This is a genomic window from Erwinia psychrophila (genome assembly GCF_039023475.1).
GTDB lineage: Bacteria > Pseudomonadota > Gammaproteobacteria > Enterobacterales > Enterobacteriaceae > Erwinia.
Genome location: NZ_JBCHVB010000004.1, coordinates 140,854 through 156,619 on the forward strand (window position 1 = coordinate 140,854; position 15,766 = coordinate 156,619).

General features: G+C 56.5%; 18 protein-coding genes. 8 read left to right on the forward strand and 10 right to left on the reverse strand.

What is annotated here, in order from left to right; all coding sequences use genetic code 11:
• Nucleotides 1-56: 56 nt before the first annotated feature.
• Nucleotides 57-1,172: a branched-chain amino acid ABC transporter substrate-binding protein gene (locus tag AAH446_RS11775; RefSeq protein ID WP_342906879.1), complete on the reverse strand. Its 1,116-nt coding sequence runs from the start codon at nucleotides 1,170-1,172 to the stop codon at nucleotides 57-59.
• 386 nt (nucleotides 1,173-1,558) lie between these two features.
• Here AAH446_RS11775 and panM point away from each other — a divergent pair, with 386 nt between their 5' ends.
• Nucleotides 1,559-1,954: an aspartate 1-decarboxylase autocleavage activator PanM gene (gene panM / locus AAH446_RS11780; protein WP_342906880.1), complete on the forward strand. Its 396-nt coding sequence runs from the start codon at nucleotides 1,559-1,561 to the stop codon at nucleotides 1,952-1,954.
• Between the two features lie 75 nt (nucleotides 1,955-2,029).
• Here panM and rpoH read toward each other — a convergent pair whose 3' ends face one another.
• From rpoH to ftsY, 4 genes are all read right to left on the reverse strand, one after another.
• Nucleotides 2,030-2,884, reverse strand: a complete 855-nt coding sequence (gene rpoH / locus AAH446_RS11785) for an RNA polymerase sigma factor RpoH (RefSeq protein WP_342906881.1) — start codon at nucleotides 2,882-2,884, stop codon at nucleotides 2,030-2,032.
• A gap of 264 nt (nucleotides 2,885-3,148) precedes the next feature.
• On the reverse strand, nucleotides 3,149-4,138 hold the full coding sequence (ftsX, locus tag AAH446_RS11790; RefSeq protein ID WP_342906882.1) for a permease-like cell division protein FtsX: 990 nt from the start codon (nucleotides 4,136-4,138) through the stop codon (nucleotides 3,149-3,151).
• Nucleotides 4,128-4,796, reverse strand: coding sequence for a cell division ATP-binding protein FtsE (gene ftsE / locus AAH446_RS11795; RefSeq protein WP_342906883.1), 669 nt, complete (start codon nucleotides 4,794-4,796; stop codon nucleotides 4,128-4,130). The genes ftsX and ftsE overlap by 11 nt, the downstream gene beginning before the upstream one ends.
• A gap of 5 nt (nucleotides 4,797-4,801) precedes the next feature.
• On the reverse strand, nucleotides 4,802-6,223 hold the full coding sequence (gene ftsY, locus AAH446_RS11800) for a signal recognition particle-docking protein FtsY (RefSeq protein WP_342906884.1): 1,422 nt from the start codon (nucleotides 6,221-6,223) through the stop codon (nucleotides 4,802-4,804).
• 165 nt (nucleotides 6,224-6,388) lie between these two features.
• Here ftsY and rsmD point away from each other — a divergent pair, with 165 nt between their 5' ends.
• Together rsmD and AAH446_RS11810 are read left to right on the forward strand one after the other, a co-directional pair.
• Nucleotides 6,389-6,994 carry a 16S rRNA (guanine(966)-N(2))-methyltransferase gene (gene rsmD, locus AAH446_RS11805; protein ID WP_342906885.1) on the forward strand — a complete coding sequence of 202 codons (606 nt, stop codon included), beginning with the start codon at nucleotides 6,389-6,391 and terminating at the stop codon, nucleotides 6,992-6,994.
• Nucleotides 6,984-7,253, forward strand: a complete 270-nt coding sequence (locus AAH446_RS11810) for a DUF1145 family protein (protein ID WP_342906886.1) — start codon at nucleotides 6,984-6,986, stop codon at nucleotides 7,251-7,253. The genes rsmD and AAH446_RS11810 overlap by 11 nt, the downstream gene beginning before the upstream one ends.
• A gap of 41 nt (nucleotides 7,254-7,294) precedes the next feature.
• On the opposite strand, the gene AAH446_RS11815 is transcribed toward AAH446_RS11810, so the two are convergent.
• Nucleotides 7,295-7,660 (reverse strand): DUF2500 domain-containing protein, encoded by a 366-nt coding sequence (locus AAH446_RS11815; RefSeq protein ID WP_342906887.1) that lies wholly within the window; start codon nucleotides 7,658-7,660, stop codon nucleotides 7,295-7,297.
• Nucleotides 7,661-7,812: 152 nt separating this feature from the next.
• Between AAH446_RS11815 and AAH446_RS11820 the strand changes: the two genes are divergently transcribed.
• The 3 genes from AAH446_RS11820 to AAH446_RS11830 all read left to right on the forward strand — a co-directional run bounded on the left by AAH446_RS11820 (nucleotide 7,813) and on the right by AAH446_RS11830 (nucleotide 10,948).
• Nucleotides 7,813-8,439, forward strand: a complete 627-nt coding sequence (locus tag AAH446_RS11820; protein WP_342906888.1) for a lysoplasmalogenase — start codon at nucleotides 7,813-7,815, stop codon at nucleotides 8,437-8,439.
• Nucleotides 8,440-8,531: 92 nt separating this feature from the next.
• Nucleotides 8,532-10,802 carry a zinc/cadmium/mercury/lead-transporting ATPase gene (locus tag AAH446_RS11825; RefSeq protein ID WP_342906889.1) on the forward strand — a complete coding sequence of 757 codons (2,271 nt, stop codon included), beginning with the start codon at nucleotides 8,532-8,534 and terminating at the stop codon, nucleotides 10,800-10,802.
• A gap of 8 nt (nucleotides 10,803-10,810) precedes the next feature.
• The gene (locus tag AAH446_RS11830; RefSeq protein WP_342906890.1) at nucleotides 10,811-10,948 is read left to right on the forward strand and encodes a hypothetical protein; all 138 of its coding nucleotides are present in this window, start codon (nucleotides 10,811-10,813) and stop codon (nucleotides 10,946-10,948) included.
• Here AAH446_RS11830 and tusA read toward each other — a convergent pair.
• Nucleotides 10,945-11,190: a sulfurtransferase TusA gene (tusA, locus tag AAH446_RS11835; protein ID WP_342906891.1), complete on the reverse strand. Its 246-nt coding sequence runs from the start codon at nucleotides 11,188-11,190 to the stop codon at nucleotides 10,945-10,947. The genes AAH446_RS11830 and tusA overlap by 4 nt on opposite strands.
• A 198-nt stretch (nucleotides 11,191-11,388) precedes the next feature.
• Between tusA and AAH446_RS11840 the strand changes: the two genes are divergently transcribed.
• Nucleotides 11,389-12,054: a 7-cyano-7-deazaguanine/7-aminomethyl-7-deazaguanine transporter gene (locus AAH446_RS11840; RefSeq protein WP_342907121.1), complete on the forward strand. Its 666-nt coding sequence runs from the start codon at nucleotides 11,389-11,391 to the stop codon at nucleotides 12,052-12,054.
• Between the two features lie 97 nt (nucleotides 12,055-12,151).
• Nucleotides 12,152-12,709 (forward strand): DcrB family lipoprotein, encoded by a 558-nt coding sequence (locus tag AAH446_RS11845; protein WP_342907122.1) that lies wholly within the window; start codon nucleotides 12,152-12,154, stop codon nucleotides 12,707-12,709.
• A 110-nt stretch (nucleotides 12,710-12,819) separates the two neighbouring features.
• Here the strand turns inward: AAH446_RS11845 and iolE are convergent, their stop codons facing one another.
• The 3 genes from iolE to iolG all read right to left on the reverse strand — a co-directional run bounded on the left by iolE (nucleotide 12,820) and on the right by iolG (nucleotide 15,725).
• Nucleotides 12,820-13,716, reverse strand: a complete 897-nt coding sequence (iolE, locus tag AAH446_RS11850) for a myo-inosose-2 dehydratase (RefSeq protein WP_342906892.1) — start codon at nucleotides 13,714-13,716, stop codon at nucleotides 12,820-12,822.
• A 44-nt stretch (nucleotides 13,717-13,760) separates the two neighbouring features.
• On the reverse strand, nucleotides 13,761-14,645 hold the full coding sequence (locus AAH446_RS11855; protein WP_342906893.1) for a sugar phosphate isomerase/epimerase family protein: 885 nt from the start codon (nucleotides 14,643-14,645) through the stop codon (nucleotides 13,761-13,763).
• A 66-nt stretch (nucleotides 14,646-14,711) separates the two neighbouring features.
• Nucleotides 14,712-15,725 (reverse strand): bifunctional inositol 2-dehydrogenase/D-chiro-inositol 1-dehydrogenase, encoded by a 1,014-nt coding sequence (gene iolG, locus AAH446_RS11860; RefSeq protein ID WP_342906894.1) that lies wholly within the window; start codon nucleotides 15,723-15,725, stop codon nucleotides 14,712-14,714.
• Between the last annotated feature and the right edge of the window lie 41 nt (nucleotides 15,726-15,766).

The window sequence follows — 15,766 nt, forward strand, 5'->3', positions numbered from 1 at the left end:
ACGGCACTGTATAGCTAAATTACGCTACAGGCGGCGCTTATCCGCCACGTAGTCTCTTATTTCACCGGCGTGGAGGAACCATCGGCATGCCATTCGAAGATGCCGAATTCAAACCCTTTCAGGTCGCCCTTCTGATCCCAGCTCAGGTCGCCCATAACCGTCGGCACCGGAGCACCCTCTTTCAGGTTCTTCACAATATCTTCCGGCTCTTCGCTCTCGCTGCGCTCCATGCCTTTAACCAGCGATTGCAGCGCGGCATAGGTCGTCCAGACGAACGGACCGGTAGGATCCTGCTTCTTCGCCTTCAGCGCATCAACGACAGACTGGTTAGCAGGAACCTGATCGTAGCGCTTCGGCAGCGTGACCAGCATCCCTTCCGACGCCTCACCGGCGATATTTGAAAGCGAAGCGTTGCCCACACCTTCAGGTCCCATAAAGGCAGTTTTCAGGCCGGCTGCGCGTGACTGACGCAGCAGCTGTCCCATCTCCGGGTAGTAACCACCAAAATAGACAAAATCGACGTTCTCTTTCTTCAGTCGGGCGACCAGCGTGGAAAAGTTTTTATCCCCGGCGGTGATCCCTTCAAACATCACTACGTTACCGCCGGATTGCTTAAGGCTATCCTGCACCGAACGTGCCAGGCCTTCGCCATATTGCTGCTTGTCGTGGATCACAGCGATACGCTGCGGTTTGACGGCGCTGAGAATATATTTCGCTGCGGTGGGACCCTGATCGGAATCGAGCCCGGTGGTACGCATAATCATTTTGTAGCCGCGCGTGGTCAGATCGGCGTTAGTCGCTGCCGGGGTGATCATCAGCACGCCTTCGTCTTCATAAATATCTGAAGCAGGCTGCGTGGATGAAGAGCAGAGATGGCCAATAACATAGCGAATGCCGTCGTTAATCACTTTGTTCGCCACGGCGACTGCCTGCTTAGGATCGCAGGCATCGTCATATTCCACGCCAACCAGTTTGTCGCCGTTCACGCCACCGCTGGCATTGATGTCAGCAATGGCCTGTTTAGCGCCGGTAAATTCCATATCGCCATACTGGGCAACCGGGCCGGACATCGCGCCAACAATAGCGACCTTAATGTCTTTCGCCATCGCCGCGTGGCTCATTGCCAGGGCCACGCACCCGGCCAGGAAAGCATTTCCTTTACTGATTTTCATCCGATCTACCCCATCTGTTGTGATTGCTGTTTTTTGCCGGCGAAAAGTTGCTAATCTCCTTGAGAAAGAAGAAGTTAAGCGCCTCAACACCGTCTTTTAATAATAAGGCCTTTAATTTCAGGTTATTAAACAGGAATTTTCTTCTTCAAATCAACAGAAGCGTTGAGAAAACTCCGACCTTACCAGCATAAATCACTGGCATTTACAGGAACTATTTCGCGCTATCACCAGTCTTATCTGCTGCCATCAAGAGCACAATTCAGTATTTACCCTGGCATGGCGGCACGCAACAAACAGATTGCTTTGTTTTCGTACAGAAAAAGTTACGCGCAGGGAAGCGTACATTTTCGCTACAATATGCCTTTCGTCCTCCTCCGGAAATGCATATGAAACTGACCATCATCAGGCTGCAACAATTCTCACCTCAGGATCGCAGCGATCTTGCCAAAATCTGGCCCGGGAGCGATCTGGATGCCCTCGAAAAAAAGCTGGATGAGCAGCACCAGCTTTTTGCTGCAAAGTTTAACGACCGTCTGCTGGCGGCAGTCAAGGTGACGCTGAAAGGCACGCACGGCGAGCTGGATGATTTTATGGTGCGGGAAGTTACCCGCCGGCGCGGCGTGGGAAGCTACCTGCTGGAGGAGACGCTGGCGCAGAATAGCGCCATTACCCAGTGGTGGATTGCCGATATGGGCAACGTGGATCGTGAGGCGATCGCAGTATTTATGCAAAAAGCGGGGTTTATCGCGCAGCCCGGAGGATGGGTCTCCCTGCGGCGCTGAAGGCTGGCTGGGTGAGGATCGCAGAAAACAAAAAGGGCGGCACAAGTGCCACCCTTTTTCGTTTACCGCCGTCCGTTATGCTTCGATAGCGACGCGCAGTTTCTTCATGGCGTTCTTCTCAAGCTGACGAACTCGCTCTGCGGAGACACCGTATTTATCGGCCAGCTCCTGCAGCGTGGTTTTGCTGTCATCATCGAGCCAGCGGGCACGGATGATGTCCTGGCTACGCTCGTCGAGCCCCTGCATCGCATCGCTGAGTTTATCAGCGGCATGAGATTCCCAGTTATCTTCCTCAATGCCATCGGCAAAGTCGGAGGACTTATCCTGCAGATAGAGCATCGGCGCCATCGAACGGCCTTCGCTCTCCTCATCCGGCGTAGGATCGAACGTCATATCCTGCGCGGCCATCCGCGATTCCATCTCCAGCACGTCTTTGCTGGTCACGCCGAGTTCGCGCGCCACCATTTCCACTTCGTCCTGGTTGAACCAGCCCAGACGCTGTTTCGCCTTACGCAGGTTAAAGAAGAGCTTCCGCTGGGCTTTGGTGGTGGCCACTTTGACGATGCGCCAGTTACGCAGCACGTACTCATGAATTTCCGCTTTAATCCAGTGCACGGCAAAGGAGACCAGGCGAACGCCCACCTCAGGGTTAAAGCGGCGCACCGCCTTCATCAGCCCGATATTCCCTTCCTGGATCAGGTCAGCCTGAGGCAGCCCATAGCCGGAGTAATTACGGGCGACATGAACGACAAAGCGCAGGTGAGACAGGATCAGCGTCTTGGCCGCATCCAGATCGCCCTGGTAATGCAGCCGTTCAGCCAGCGCTTTTTCCTCTTCTGCCGTTAGCACAGGCCAGGCATTGGCGGCCCGGATATAGGAATCCAGGTTGCCTAAAGGAGCAATAGCTAAAGTTTGCATTTCTTTGGTCATTCATACCCTCTCTGTAGTAAGCAATAATGCTGTGTCGTTCCCTGAGCGATTCACAAGCCTACGTGAATGCCAGCAAGAATTGAAAGCATTCTGTGCTACTTCGACCGCAAAGTTATCCACAAGTTCAGCATCATCGGTGTATAAATTATACCACACATTGCGGGCAGAGGAAGTATAGCCAAAGGCCGTCACAACACAACATCTTCCCCGGCCATCCTGAACCCGACAGCAGAGGAAGATTATATCAAAAAACGTGTAAAGGGGTTACTGAGGCGTAAAACGACGTAAATGTTGCACCGTCGCCAGCCAGGCGGCAATCCAGCCAATCATAGCGGCAACCAGCAGCAGCAGCAGGCTCTCATCCCATGAGAGGCCGTGCAGCACAAACGTGGTGCCGAATACCGAGGCAACCTGAGCGACCACGCTTTCGAGGCGTAATACCAGCACCTCGGAAAGCAGCAGCGACAGCAGCGCGCCCGAAAAGCCGAGCAGCGCCCCGCCATACAGAAACGGCCGCAGGATAAAGCCATCGGTCGCGCCGATCAGTTTCTGCACGTTGATGGTGTCGCGCCGGGCAAAGATACTGAGCCTGACGCTATTACCAATAACCAGGAACACCGCCACGATCATCAGGAGGCCGATCATCGCAGCGACCTGCCCCACCAGCCCGGTCAGGGCCGCCAGGCGGGCGAACCAGCTGTCGTCCATCTTCACATCGTCCACGCCCTGAACCTTCGCGACGCGCTCGCGCAGGTTGCTCATCGTGTCTGAGTTCTGGAAGTTAAGCTGCGGGGTAATAATCGCAACGGCGGGCAGCGGGTTTTGTTCCAGCATGTCCATCGCGCCACCAAACCCAGACCAGTTACGGAACTCGCCCATCGCTTCTTCGCGGGAGAGATAATTGACCTTATCTACACCCTCTTCCTGCTTTAGCTGCGCGACCACGCTTTCCGCCGCATCGTCGTCCAGCGTTTTGCTCAGGTAGACGGTCAGCTGCGGGGCCGGATACCACTGCTCGGCGGCCTGGCTGACGTTTTTCCAGACCATGTAGCACACGCCAGGCAGGGTCAGTGAAATGGCAATCACCATCACCGTCAGTATGGTCGCCAGCGGCTGCCGCCACATATCAGAGAGCGTGCCGCGCAGCGCGTAACGCCACTGCTCCGGCAAACCGCCCTTCAGCGCTTTACTTTTCGAAGGCGGCTTCGGCTTTGCCGCTTTGGGCGCCGCGCGCACGTTACGTTTATTCGCCATCCTGACCTCCGTGCAAACGTCCCTGGTTCAGCGTCATCAGACGGTAGTTACGCCGGGCAATCAGCGCCTTGTCGTGCGTGGCCATCAGCACGGTCACCCCAACGCGGTTAAATTCCTCAAACAGCCGCAAAATATCTTCAGAGAGCGCGTCATCAAGGTTACCGGTCGGCTCATCCGCCAGCAGCACGGCGGGTTTGTTCACCACGGCACGGGCGATGCCCACGCGCTGCTGCTCGCCGCCGGAGAGCTGGATAGGATAGCTTTTCGCTTTGTCCAGCAGGCCGACCTTGTCCAGCGCCGCCGAGACGCGGCGACGAATATCTTCACCGCTCGCGCCAGCAATAATCAGCGGGATAGCCACATTGTCATAGACCGAGCGATCCATCAGCAGGTGGTGATCCTGAAAAATCATGCCAATCTGACGACGCAGAAACGGCACTTCGCGGCTTTTCAGCCGGCTGATATCGTGTCCGCTGAACCAGATATGGCCCGCGCTGGGGCGCTCGATGCCGCAGATAAGCTTCAGCAACGTGCTTTTCCCCGCCCCTGAATGTCCGGTCAGAAACGCCATTTCTCCCGGACGCAGACGAAAATCTACCCCCTGAAGCGCTTGCCGACCGCCGAGATAAGCCTTACTGACTTCCTCAAAGCGAATCATCCTAATTACTCCTCTCGGGCAAAAAGTGCCTCTATAAAGTCGTCTGCTTTAAACGATCGTAAATCTTCAATGCCTTCGCCTACGCCGATATAGCGGATGGGAATGCCAAACTGATCCGCGACCGAGAAGATCACGCCGCCTTTTGCCGTACCATCAAGCTTGGTCAGCGTGATACCGGTCAGGCCCACCGCTTCATGGAACAGCTTAGTCTGACTGATGGCGTTCTGTCCGGTGCTGGCGTCAATCGTCAGCATCACCTCATGCGGAGCCTGCTCATCGAGCTTTTTCATTACGCGGGTGATTTTCTTCAGCTCTTCCATCAGGTGCGCTTTGTTTTGCAGACGTCCTGCCGTATCGGCAATCAGCACGTCCACGCCGCGCGCTTTAGCAGCCTGAATCGCATCAAAAATGACCGAGGCCGAGTCCGCGCCGGTATGCTGCGCCACGACCGGAATATTGTTGCGCTGCCCCCAGACCTGAAGCTGTTCAACGGCCGCTGCGCGGAAGGTATCCCCCGCCGCCAGCATCACTGATTTCCCCTCAGCCTGATACTGGCGAGCCAGTTTGCCGATGGTGGTGGTTTTGCCTACGCCGTTAACACCCACCATCAGGATAACAAATGGCGTTTTGCCGCCAACATCCAGCGGCGCCTCTACCTTCGCCAGAATTTCTGACATCTCCTGCTTCAGCAGGCCATAGAGCGCTTCAGCATCACGCAGCTGTTTGCGGTTCGCCTGAGTCGTCAGGTTGTTAATGATGCGGCGCGTGGTTTCCACGCCAACGTCAGCGATCAGCAGCTGCTCTTCCAACTCCTCAAAGAGATCGTCATCGATCTTTTTGCCCCGGAACAAACCGATAAAACCCGATCCCAGATTCTGACGGGTTTTTACCAGGCTGCGCTTCAGGCGGGCAAAAAAGCCTTCTTTGGTCGGGCGCTCCTGCTCAGCCTGCTCCGCTTTATCGCTTTGCTCAACCTTCGCCAGGGCGGCCGCAACCGACTCCTCTTCATCAATTTCAGAATCGGAGGTAGCCGACGCCAGCACGGTAACTTCCGGCTCGGGCTTAACTTCTGCTATCTCTTCCCGCAGCAGCGCTTCTTCCGGCTCGGGCTTAACTTCTGCTATCTCTTCCGGCAGCAGCGCTTCTTCCGGCTCCGGCTTAACGCCTGCTACATCCTGCAGTTTAGCGACGGCGGGCGCGACATTTTCAGGGTGCGCCGCCTGCTCTTTTGCCACGGTTTCCGTGACGTCCACCAGCTCGTCGGCACGCTGCTCCGTCCCGGGATGAGCAGGTGTGGCAGCATCCGAAACATCCTCAGCCGCGGGCTGCTGCTGTTCAGACGTTTCTTCTGTTTTTTCCTCAGGCGCTTTCTCTTCCCGCCCTAATCCCAGCCAGGAAAAAAAGCCACGTTTTTTATTTTTTGCCATGGTGCAACCACACTCCTCGCGGGGAAAAATCTGTCAGGTCTCTGAAAATCATCTTAATCCCTTAGTCTAACACTTTCCTGCTAACGCAACACAGCACCCTTTTTACGTTTCCTCTGCCCGGATCGCGCGTTAAACTGTGCAACAAATTATGAAGAGTTCAGCAGCATGCAAAAAAAATCCCGCAGCGGCGGCGCCGGACAAATCCGCATTATCGGCGGCTTATGGCGCGGCAGAAAACTTCCGGTGCCCGACAGCGCCGGGCTTCGTCCGACCACAGATCGCGTACGTGAAACCCTGTTCAACTGGCTGGCACCGGATATCCAGGGCGCGCGCTGTCTTGACTGCTTCGCCGGCAGCGGCGCCCTCGGTCTTGAGGCGCTGTCGCGCCACGCCGCGTCCGTCACGCTGATTGAGCTGGAGCGCCCCGTCGCGCAACTGCTGGAAAAGAACCTGGCGACGCTGGGCGCAACAGCGGGACGCGTACTCAATACCAATACGCTCCAGTGGCTGGCTCAGCAAGGCGAGCCTCACGATCTGGTTTTTATCGATCCGCCGTTCCGCAAAGGCCTGCTTGAGCAGACGCTGACGCTGCTGGAAAATAACGGCTGGCTGGCAGCAGATGCGCTGATCTATGTGGAAAGTGAAGTGGAAAATGGTTTACCGACCGTTCCGGTTAGCTGGCATCTGCACCGGGAAAAGATTGCCGGGCAGGTCGCTTCCCGTCTCTATATCCGACACGCCGCCGCAAAGGAGCAAAATCATGCTGATTAATTTAGGAAGGTTGCTGATGGTCTGCGTCTGGGCATTCCTTCTGCTTAACCTGGTGCACCCTTTTCCCAGGCCGCTGAAGTACTTTATTGATGTTGCACTTTTTTTTATGGTGGTGATGCATGGACTTCAGCTGGTTCTGATGCGCACAACGCAGCCAAAAGAGGGGCCGAAGCTCAGCGCGCTGACCCAGATAAAGATCTTTTTCTTCGGCGTATTTGAACTGCTGGCGTGGCAAAAGAAACATCTGCCAAAGCAGTGAGCCCCTTCGTGCCTGTCCCCTGAAGTCGCCCCGCCCGCCGCTTACGGCGCGGCAGGCTTGTCGGGTACAAAAGAGATAAATTGCGTTCCCTTCACCGCCAGCTGACCGCGAGCCCCTTTATCTATTTGATGGTAATCACGGGCTTGCAGCGTCAGTTTAAAATCCCCTGCACCGTTAAGCGGATGAAACCACGCTTCGTAACGCATCTCCTCAACGGGGATCACTTCACGCTGGCGCGAACGGCGGTTCGGGGCGGGAAATTCGCGTTTTGTTTTGACCTCAACCGGCACCGTCCGCACGGGCGAAGCGTCGTTAACCGCCTCTTCCCGACGCTGCTTGATAAACTGACGCGTTGCCAGCAGGGCAATAACGGCCAGGATGATGAAAAATATCAGGGGTAGCTTCATTGCCGTTTGTTCCTCTTCTCAGCCGGTGCGGCCAGATGCCCGGGCAGGCAAGGATACAACCAGAGCCCTCTCATTGTCACATCGTCCCTGGCTGGCCTAAACTGAAACCAAGAATTCTTGGTTTTTGAACCTGTTAAATAAAGGGACACATTATGATTTGGTCGTTTCTGGCGGTTCTGTTCTCCGGCTGGCTGTACGTTGATGCTTCCTATCGTGGCCCCCAGTGGCAGCGCTGGGTTTTTAAACCCGTTACGCTGCTGCTGCTGCTGGCGCTGGCCTGGCAGGCACCCGTACTGGACACCACCGATTACCTGATCCTCTTCGGTCTGCTGGCGACGCTGGTGGGTGATGCCCTGACGCTGCTGCCTCAGCGGCGGATGCTCTATGCAACAGGCGCGTTTTTCCTTTCACATCTGCTTTATACCATCTGTTTTGCCAGCCAGATGACGCTGACCTTCTTCTGGCCAATCCCACTTATTGTGCTGATTATAGGCGCGGCGCTGATCGCCACTATCTGGACGAAACTGGATGAGCTGCGCTGGCCGGTCTGTACCTTTATCGGGATGACGTTGCTGATGGTCTGGCTGACAACGGAGCAGTATTTCTTCCGCCCCAATGACTACAGCTTTTCAATTATGACCGGTGCCTCACTGCTGCTGCTGGCGAACATTCTCTGGCTGGTCAGTCATTATCGCCGCCGTTTTTCTGCCGACAGCGCGCTGATTGCCGCCTGTTACTTCGCCGGTCACTTTATGATTGTGCGTTCACTCTACCTGTAAGCAGGAATACGCCTTGACTCTGGAGTCCACTCCAGAGTGTATGATGTGATTAAGGGCGGGACATCCCCCCCTTTTCGCAACAGGAGGCGTTTATGCACCAGCACTCTTCTGACTGTCGCTGCGGGCACTGTACCGCAGCAAAATCGCTGAAAAAGCCCTTTGCTCTTCGTCAAGCGCCAGGCCAGATAAACACCATCAGTGCCAGCCCGCCTCAGGCAGGCTGCTGTAGCGGCGGGAGCTGTAGCGCCGTTACTCCCCCTGTGCCAGAAGAGACCGCTGAAACGCCCCAGCGCTACAGCTGGTTTATCAGCGGTATGGACTGTCCAGGCTGCGCACGCACGATAGAAACGGCAGTCGGTCAGCTGCCAACCGTCGGTCAGGTCCGGGTACTGTTTGCTACTGAAAAACTGGTGGTGACCGCTCCGGCCGATATCCGGCCTGAGGTAGAAGCCGCGGTGAGCGCAGCGGGATTCAGCCTGAAGCGTAGCGATGCGCCGAAAGAAGCAGCCGCCACGCCGGGATTCTGGCGGGAGAACCGTACCATTATTCTGCTGGCCGTGATGATGCTGGCCAGCTGGCTGCTGATGCAGGTTGATCCACGCGCCGGCCAGATCGCCTTTACCCTGACCACGCTGGCTGGCGTCTGGCCCATCGCCCGCAGCGCCCTTCGCCTGATGCGCGGCGGCACCCCCTTTGCCATTGAAATGCTGATGAGCGTTGCCGCCATCGGCGCGCTGTTTATTGGCGCGACGACCGAGGCCGCCATGGTGCTGTTGCTGTTTCTGCTGGGCGAACGGCTTGAGGCCTTTGCCGCCAGCCGGGCCCGCCGCGGCGTGACGGCGCTGATGGCGCTCCAGCCCGAAGAGGCGGTGCGAATAAGCGGCGAGGCGCGTGAGACCGTGCCGCTCAGCGCCCTGCGTCCCGGTGATCTCATCGAAGTTGCACCGGGTGCCAGGCTGCCCGCCGATGCAAAACTGATGACGGCATCCGCCAGTTTCGATGAAAGCGCGCTGACGGGCGAGTCCATTCCCGTCGATCGCCAGCAGGGTGAAACGCTCGCGGCAGGAAGCCTGAGCGTAGATCGTCAGGTCAGGCTTGAAGTGATATCGGAACCGGGAGAAAGCGCCATAGACCGCATTCTGCATCTTATTGAGGAAGCAGAGTCACGCCGTGCGCCCGTCGAGCGGTTTCTCGATCGCTTCAGCCGGATCTATACCCCAGTGATTATGGCTGTCGCGCTGCTGGTCGCGGTAGTGCCGCCGCTGCTCCTTTCAGCAGCGTGGCAGCCCTGGATCTACAAAGGCCTGACGCTGCTGCTGATTGGCTGTCCCTGTGCGCTGGTCATCTCCACGCCAGCGGCCATTACCTCTGCGCTAGCAGCGGCCACCCGTCGCGGCGCCCTGATTAAAGGCGGCGCCGCGCTTGAAAGCCTCAGCGCCATCAGCACCATCGCCTTTGATAAAACAGGCACGCTGACCGAGGGCAAACCTCAGGTTACCTCGGTTATCCCTCTGGCAAAAGATGACGAAAGGATGCTGCTGGCTAAAGCTGCCGCGACGGAGAGCGGCTCCTCCCATCCTCTCGCCCGTGCCATTGTGGCCCGCGCGGCGGCGTTGCAGATTGAGGTCCCTGCGGCGAGCGACCAGCGCGCCCTTTCCGGCAGCGGCGTGGAAGGGATAGTTGGTGGTCACAAACTGTTAATCTGCGCGCCCGCCAGAGTGGAGAAGCATCGGCTCAGTGAGGATCAGCTGGCTCAGATTTCGCAGCTTGAGTCTGGCGGCAATACCGTGGTGGTCATGCTGGAAGATGAGCAACCCACAGGGCTGATTGCGCTGCGCGATACCCTGCGACCGGATGCGCTGGCGGCGCTGAACGAACTCAAGGCGATGAATATTCAGAGCGTTATGTTAACTGGGGATAATCCGCGTGCCGCTGCGGCTATCGCCGGTGAGCTGAAGATCGATTATCGCGCCGGCCTGCTTCCTGCGGAAAAAGTGGCGGCCGTGGCGGAAATGCGCCAGCGTCACGCGGTGGCGATGGTGGGCGACGGCATCAACGATGCCCCGGCAATGAAGGAGGCTACCGTCGGTATCGCCATGGGGAGCGGCAGCGATGTGGCGCTGGAAACGGCCGACGCCGCCCTGACGCATAATCGCCTTGACGGCGTGGCGTCAATGATCCGCCTGTCGAGGGCAACACATGCCAATATCCGGCAGAACATCACCATCGCGCTGGGGCTGAAGGGGATTTTTCTGGTGACCACGCTGGCAGGCATGACCGGACTCTGGCTGGCAGTACTGGCGGATTCGGGCGCAACGGCGCTGGTGACCGCTAACGCCCTGAGGCTGCTGAGGAAAAAATAAGGCGCATAGTGTCTTCGCTAAACGGCGCCAGCGGGGAAAACGCCCATAAAGAGGCGAAATCATCGCTGACCGCCCTGCGCCTTTTCTGGCGCGGGCATTTCGGCCTCTATCTCCCTGCGCTGACGCTCGCCGCCAAAGGCGTTTAAAGCCCTTTTTTCAGCAGATACCGGTAGGGCAACTCGTCGGTATCCTGAGCAATCAGCGTATGTTCCATAAAGCGGCAAAAACCGGGAATATCACGCGTGGTCGCCGGGTCGTCAGCAATGATCAGCAGGGTTTCGCCCTCCTGCATATGGCGCACGGCCTTGCGCACCATCATGACCGGCTCAGGACAGCGCAGGCCCAGCGCATCCAGGGTTTGATCGGGGTTCGCAAACGGTTCGCTCATAAATGTCTTCCGGGCTGAATAATTAACGGGGCTCATTTTACCCGCAGGTGTGGCATGTGCAAGCGTGCGCGCAGCGAAATCGTTTGCGCTAAAATTAACCATTGCATTGGTATGCTGATTCGGTAAGATGCCGCGCAATCGCCCCGGCGAGATATTTTTTTTGGGTTCCCTCACCCCAATATATAAAAAGGTCATATGATGATTTCTTTCTCTTCGCGTCAGCGTATGCATGCGCTGATCTGGCTTTCCCTGTTCCATGTGCTGGTGATCACCTCCAGTAACTACCTGGTCCAGTTACCCATCTCCATTTTTGGTTTCCACACGACCTGGGGCGCCTTCAGCTTCCCGTTTATCTTTCTGGCAACCGATCTGACCGTGCGCATTTTTGGCGCTCCGCTGGCAAGACGCATTATCCTGGCGGTCATGATCCCGGCACTCTTTATTTCTTACGGCGTTTCCGCTCTCTTTTATCAGGGTGAGTGGCAGAGCTTTGCTGCCCTGCGGGAAGTTAACCTGTTTGTTGCCCGCATCGCCTGCGCCAGTTTTATGGCCTATGCGCTGGGTCAGATTCTGGATGTGCACGTATTTAACCGCCTGCGGAAACTGCCTCAGTGGTGGGTTGCGCCCGCGTCGGCCATGTTCCTTGGCAACATCAGCGATACCCTGGCGTTTTTCTTTATCGCCTTTTATAAAAGCGCGGATCCGTTTATGGCGCAGCACTGGGTGGAGATAGCCCTGGTGGACTACAGCTTTAAAGTGCTTATCTGTATGATTTTCTTCCTGCCTGCTTACGGCCTGTTACTGAACGCCATGCTGAAGCGCTTAGCAGAAAAATCTGTTAGCGCACAGGTCAACTTCGGCTAAGCTGCACTCTGTGACAGAGCGTCGGTTGCGTTTGCCAGCTGATGATAATTGTATGCGTTGCTGAAACAGGCACACGACTAACGTAAAAGGGATCATGATGCGTAACTTACTGAAATATGCCGGTATCGGCTTACTGGTGGTCGGACTGGCCGCCTGCGACGGCAATGATGAGAAAGCCGCAGCCGATGACAATGGCGTCAGCAGCAGCCAGAGCAGCCAGCAGGTCACCCTGATGGACGGAAAAATGCGCTTTACGCTGCCGGCAGGCATGTCCGATCAGAGCGGGAAGCTGGGCACGCAGGCCAATAACATGCACGTTTACGCTGACTCTACCGGCCAGAAAGCGATCATCGTTATTGAAGGTGACAGTACAGACGAAGCGCTGGACGTATTGTCCAAACGTCTTGAGCAGCAGCAGCGCAACCGCGATCCGCAGCTACAGGTGGTGACTAACCGCTCTCTGGAGCTGAAAGGCCAGAAGGTTCAGCAGCTCGACACGGTGATTTCCGCCAAAAACCAGTCCTCCTGGTCTTCCGTGGTGCTGGCGAAGGTGGATGGCAAACTGTTAACCCTGCAAATTACGCTGCCTGCCGAGAATCAACAGCAGTCCCAGACCGAAGCTGAGAACATTATCAATACGCTGGTGCTGCAATAACCTTCAGCCCCTGACGCGTTGTCAGGGGCTGACTTTTACTCCGCATCCCTTGCTGTCCGCGCGATAGCGCTCTCCTGCTCAGTTGCGCCAGCGTTTAGCGATCTCCGGCTTCACAATCCCGCATGTTCGCGAATATATTTCCTCGCTTTTACGGCATATTCGAAAGGATTGGCGATGGCAGGATCCTGCTCAGCTTCCACCACCATCCAGCCCCGATAGCCAGCCTTTTCCAGCATCCTGAAAACCGGGTCAAAATCGATCGCGCCATCGCCAGGCACGGTAAAGGTGCCTTTTTTTACGCCATCAAGAAAAGAAAGCTTCTGGTTACGCACCTGCGCCACCACCTCATCCCGCACGTCTTTCAGGTGAACGTGATTGATGCGGGGGAGATGTTTCTCCAGGATCGCCAGCATTTTTGCCTGGCTGCCTTCAGAGTAGTAAGCGTGTCCTGTGTCGTAGAGAAGAAACACGTTGTCGTCAGTCAGCGCCATAAAACGGTCGATCTCTTCCGCCGTCTGGATCGCCGTGCCCATATGGTGATGGAGACAAACCTGCATGCCTTTTTCCGCCGCCAGCACCGCCAGTTCGTTGTAGCCCTCCGCCGTCAGACGCCACTCTTCCTCGGTAAAGAAAGGTTTTTCCTCCAGCACCGCCAGCGCGGTTCCCTGAATGCTTTTACTCTGTTCCGAGCAGCCAATCACTTTAGCCCCCATCGCAAAGAGGAAATCGCGATGGTTAATGAATTCATCAATGGTTTTTGCTCTGTCGCCGCTGGCAAAAAAGGTGCTGAACCAGGCGTTACAGATTTGCAGGCCGCGGATATCAAGCATCGGCTTGAGCACCGCAGGATCGCGCGGATATTTACTGCCCACTTCACTGCCGCTAAAGCCGGCCAGCGCCATTTCACTCACGGTTTGCTGGAAGGTATTTTCAGCGCCCAGCGCCGGCATATCATCATTGGTCCAGCCAATAGGGGCGATCGCCAGCTTCACGTCATTTTTATTCATCGTCTTGCCTCAGCATACGGAAAGGCGGCTCAGGCCGCCGGATATCAGCGGTTAAGCAGCTCGCGTTCGATAAGCTCACGCGTTTCCACTGCCTGATATTTCATTTTTTCGGGATAGCCAAACAGCGATGAGGCGATGATCGACTCGCCGCCGACCTTCCAGCTGCGGTTGGCAAAATCCATCTCGCGCAGCGTCTGAAACAGCGTGGTGAAATCCACTTCGCCTTCGCCGACGCCGACGTGCTGGTGAATAGTGGCATCCACGCCCGGCGGATTGACGATGTAGCGGCAATGCTTGGTATGGTTCATGGTATCCGCCACCAGCACGTGCGACAGATCGCTGCCCACATATTCCAGCATGCTTTTAACGTCGCCTTTTCCTTTGTCATAGAAAAAGGTATGCGGCACGCTGTAGAGATACTTCACGTTCTCGCTGCGAAACGATTTCACCAGGTCGGCGGTTTCATTGTTTTCTTCGCAGAAATCCCACGGGTGAGACTGGATTTCAATGCGGATACCTTCACGTTCGACAATTGGCAGCAGCTCTTCCATTGAGCGATAGAACATCTCTTCACAGATTTCCGGTTCGTTCGGCGTGCCCGACAGTTCGGTATTAATGACCTGAACGCCCGTTTCAACGGCGATCTCGATCATCCGCTTCCAGTTGCGCACCGCCGCCTGACGACGCGCCTCATCGGGGCCAGACCAGCGGTAAACGACGATATAAGATGAGATTTCCAGCCCGGTTTCCCTCAGGGCGTTCTTGTACTCCGCGATCGTTTCCCGGCTGGCTTTTGGGTGCTTATAGAACGGGTTAATCTGCGGGTGAGGCGACTGCTCGATATATTTGTAGCCCCAGTCCGCCACCTGGTGAACCATTTTGGTGATGCCCATATCTCTGATGACATCCACATCAAAAGCAATTTTCATGAAAACTCCCGGAAGAACACATTCAGCGTGTGGCTCCCCGCTGACGCAGGGAGCAGAGGCGATAAATTACCGGCTGTAGAAAGCGGGACGGGAAGGCAGCTCGACGGCTTCAACCTGCCCGCTTTCCTGCGCTTTCAGACAGGCGTCGGCGGCAACGGCGGCCGCGTAGCCGTCCCAGGCTGACGGCCCCTGAAGCTGGCCTGCTGCGGTATCGTTAATAAAGGCCTGAAGCTCCACGTCATAGGCATCAATAAAGCGATCTTTCCAGTCGGTCAGGATGGTGGTGGAGAGCTTAGCCTCTTTGCGCAACTGCACCGACGCGGGTTCCGGCAGCTTCGCAATGCCCGTTTCGCCCACCACTTCACACTGAATGTCGTAGCCATAAGCGCAGTTCACAAAAATCTCCACGTCGATGCGGGTCCCTTTGTGCGTTTCAAACAGCACGATCTGCGGGTCGCGCAGCTTCGCGTGCGTGTTTTTGGTGGCGCGCGGGAAGAGAACCTGCACGGATTTGAAATCATCCTCCGTCAGCCAGCGCAGCACATCCAGCTCATGGATAAGCGTACTGGTGATCGCCATATCCGTGGTGTAGCTTTCCGGAACGGCGGGGTTACGGTGCGCGCAGTGAAGCATCAGCGGCTCGCCGATCTCGCCGCTGTCGATAACCGATTTCAGCGCGCGGTAGCCCGTGTCATAGGGGCGCATAAAGCCCACCTGCACCAGCCGCTTACCCTGGGCGATTTCGGCATCCACAATCCGGCGACAGCCTTCTGCGCTCAGCGCCAGCGGCTTTTCGCAAAAGACCGGCTTACCGGCGGCAATGGCGGCCAGGGTGAACTCTTCGTGCGTCGGGTCCCAGGAAGTGACAATCAGCGCTTCCACCTCGGGGGCGTTGATAACGTCATGCCCGTTAGCATAAACCTCCGCCTCCAGGCCAAGGCGGTCAACGACGCCCTTCGCGCCTTCAATATTGATATCCGACACGGCAACAACTTTCGCCCCTTGCAGCACTTTGCTACAGCGGCGGATATGTTCCTGACCGATGGCGCCGGTTCCGATTACGCCAAGTTTGAGAGTCATACGATCTCCTTAATGTGTAGGGTTCAGAGCGTGGCGGTATA

Bases quoted from the DNA above. Each gene is read 5' to 3' on its own strand.
- AAH446_RS11775 (WP_342906879.1), bottom strand. From the start codon at position 1,172: ATGAAAATCAGTAAAGGAAATGCTTTCCTGGCCGGGTGCGTGGCCCTG.
- AAH446_RS11810 (WP_342906886.1), top strand. From the start codon at position 6,984: ATGCTGATTAATTTAGGAAGGTTGCTGATGGTCTGCGTCTGGGCATTC.
- rsmD (WP_342906885.1), top strand. From the start codon at position 6,389: ATGCAAAAAAAATCCCGCAGCGGCGGCGCCGGACAAATCCGCATTATC.
- AAH446_RS11855 (WP_342906893.1), bottom strand. From the start codon at position 14,645: ATGAAAATTGCTTTTGATGTGGATGTCATCAGAGATATGGGCATCACC.
- tusA (WP_342906891.1), bottom strand. From the start codon at position 11,190: ATGAGCGAACCGTTTGCGAACCCCGATCAAACCCTGGATGCGCTGGGC.
- panM (WP_342906880.1), top strand. From the start codon at position 1,559: ATGAAACTGACCATCATCAGGCTGCAACAATTCTCACCTCAGGATCGC.
- ftsX (WP_342906882.1), bottom strand. From the start codon at position 4,138: ATGGCGAATAAACGTAACGTGCGCGCGGCGCCCAAAGCGGCAAAGCCG.
- iolE (WP_342906892.1), bottom strand. From the start codon at position 13,716: ATGAATAAAAATGACGTGAAGCTGGCGATCGCCCCTATTGGCTGGACC.
- AAH446_RS11840 (WP_342907121.1), top strand. From the start codon at position 11,389: ATGATTTCTTTCTCTTCGCGTCAGCGTATGCATGCGCTGATCTGGCTT.
- AAH446_RS11845 (WP_342907122.1), top strand. From the start codon at position 12,152: ATGCGTAACTTACTGAAATATGCCGGTATCGGCTTACTGGTGGTCGGA.
- AAH446_RS11820 (WP_342906888.1), top strand. From the start codon at position 7,813: ATGATTTGGTCGTTTCTGGCGGTTCTGTTCTCCGGCTGGCTGTACGTT.
- ftsY (WP_342906884.1), bottom strand. From the start codon at position 6,223: ATGGCAAAAAATAAAAAACGTGGCTTTTTTTCCTGGCTGGGATTAGGG.
- iolG (WP_342906894.1), bottom strand. From the start codon at position 15,725: ATGACTCTCAAACTTGGCGTAATCGGAACCGGCGCCATCGGTCAGGAA.
- rpoH (WP_342906881.1), bottom strand. From the start codon at position 2,884: ATGACCAAAGAAATGCAAACTTTAGCTATTGCTCCTTTAGGCAACCTG.
- AAH446_RS11815 (WP_342906887.1), bottom strand. From the start codon at position 7,660: ATGAAGCTACCCCTGATATTTTTCATCATCCTGGCCGTTATTGCCCTG.
- AAH446_RS11825 (WP_342906889.1), top strand. From the start codon at position 8,532: ATGCACCAGCACTCTTCTGACTGTCGCTGCGGGCACTGTACCGCAGCA.
- ftsE (WP_342906883.1), bottom strand. From the start codon at position 4,796: ATGATTCGCTTTGAGGAAGTCAGTAAGGCTTATCTCGGCGGTCGGCAA.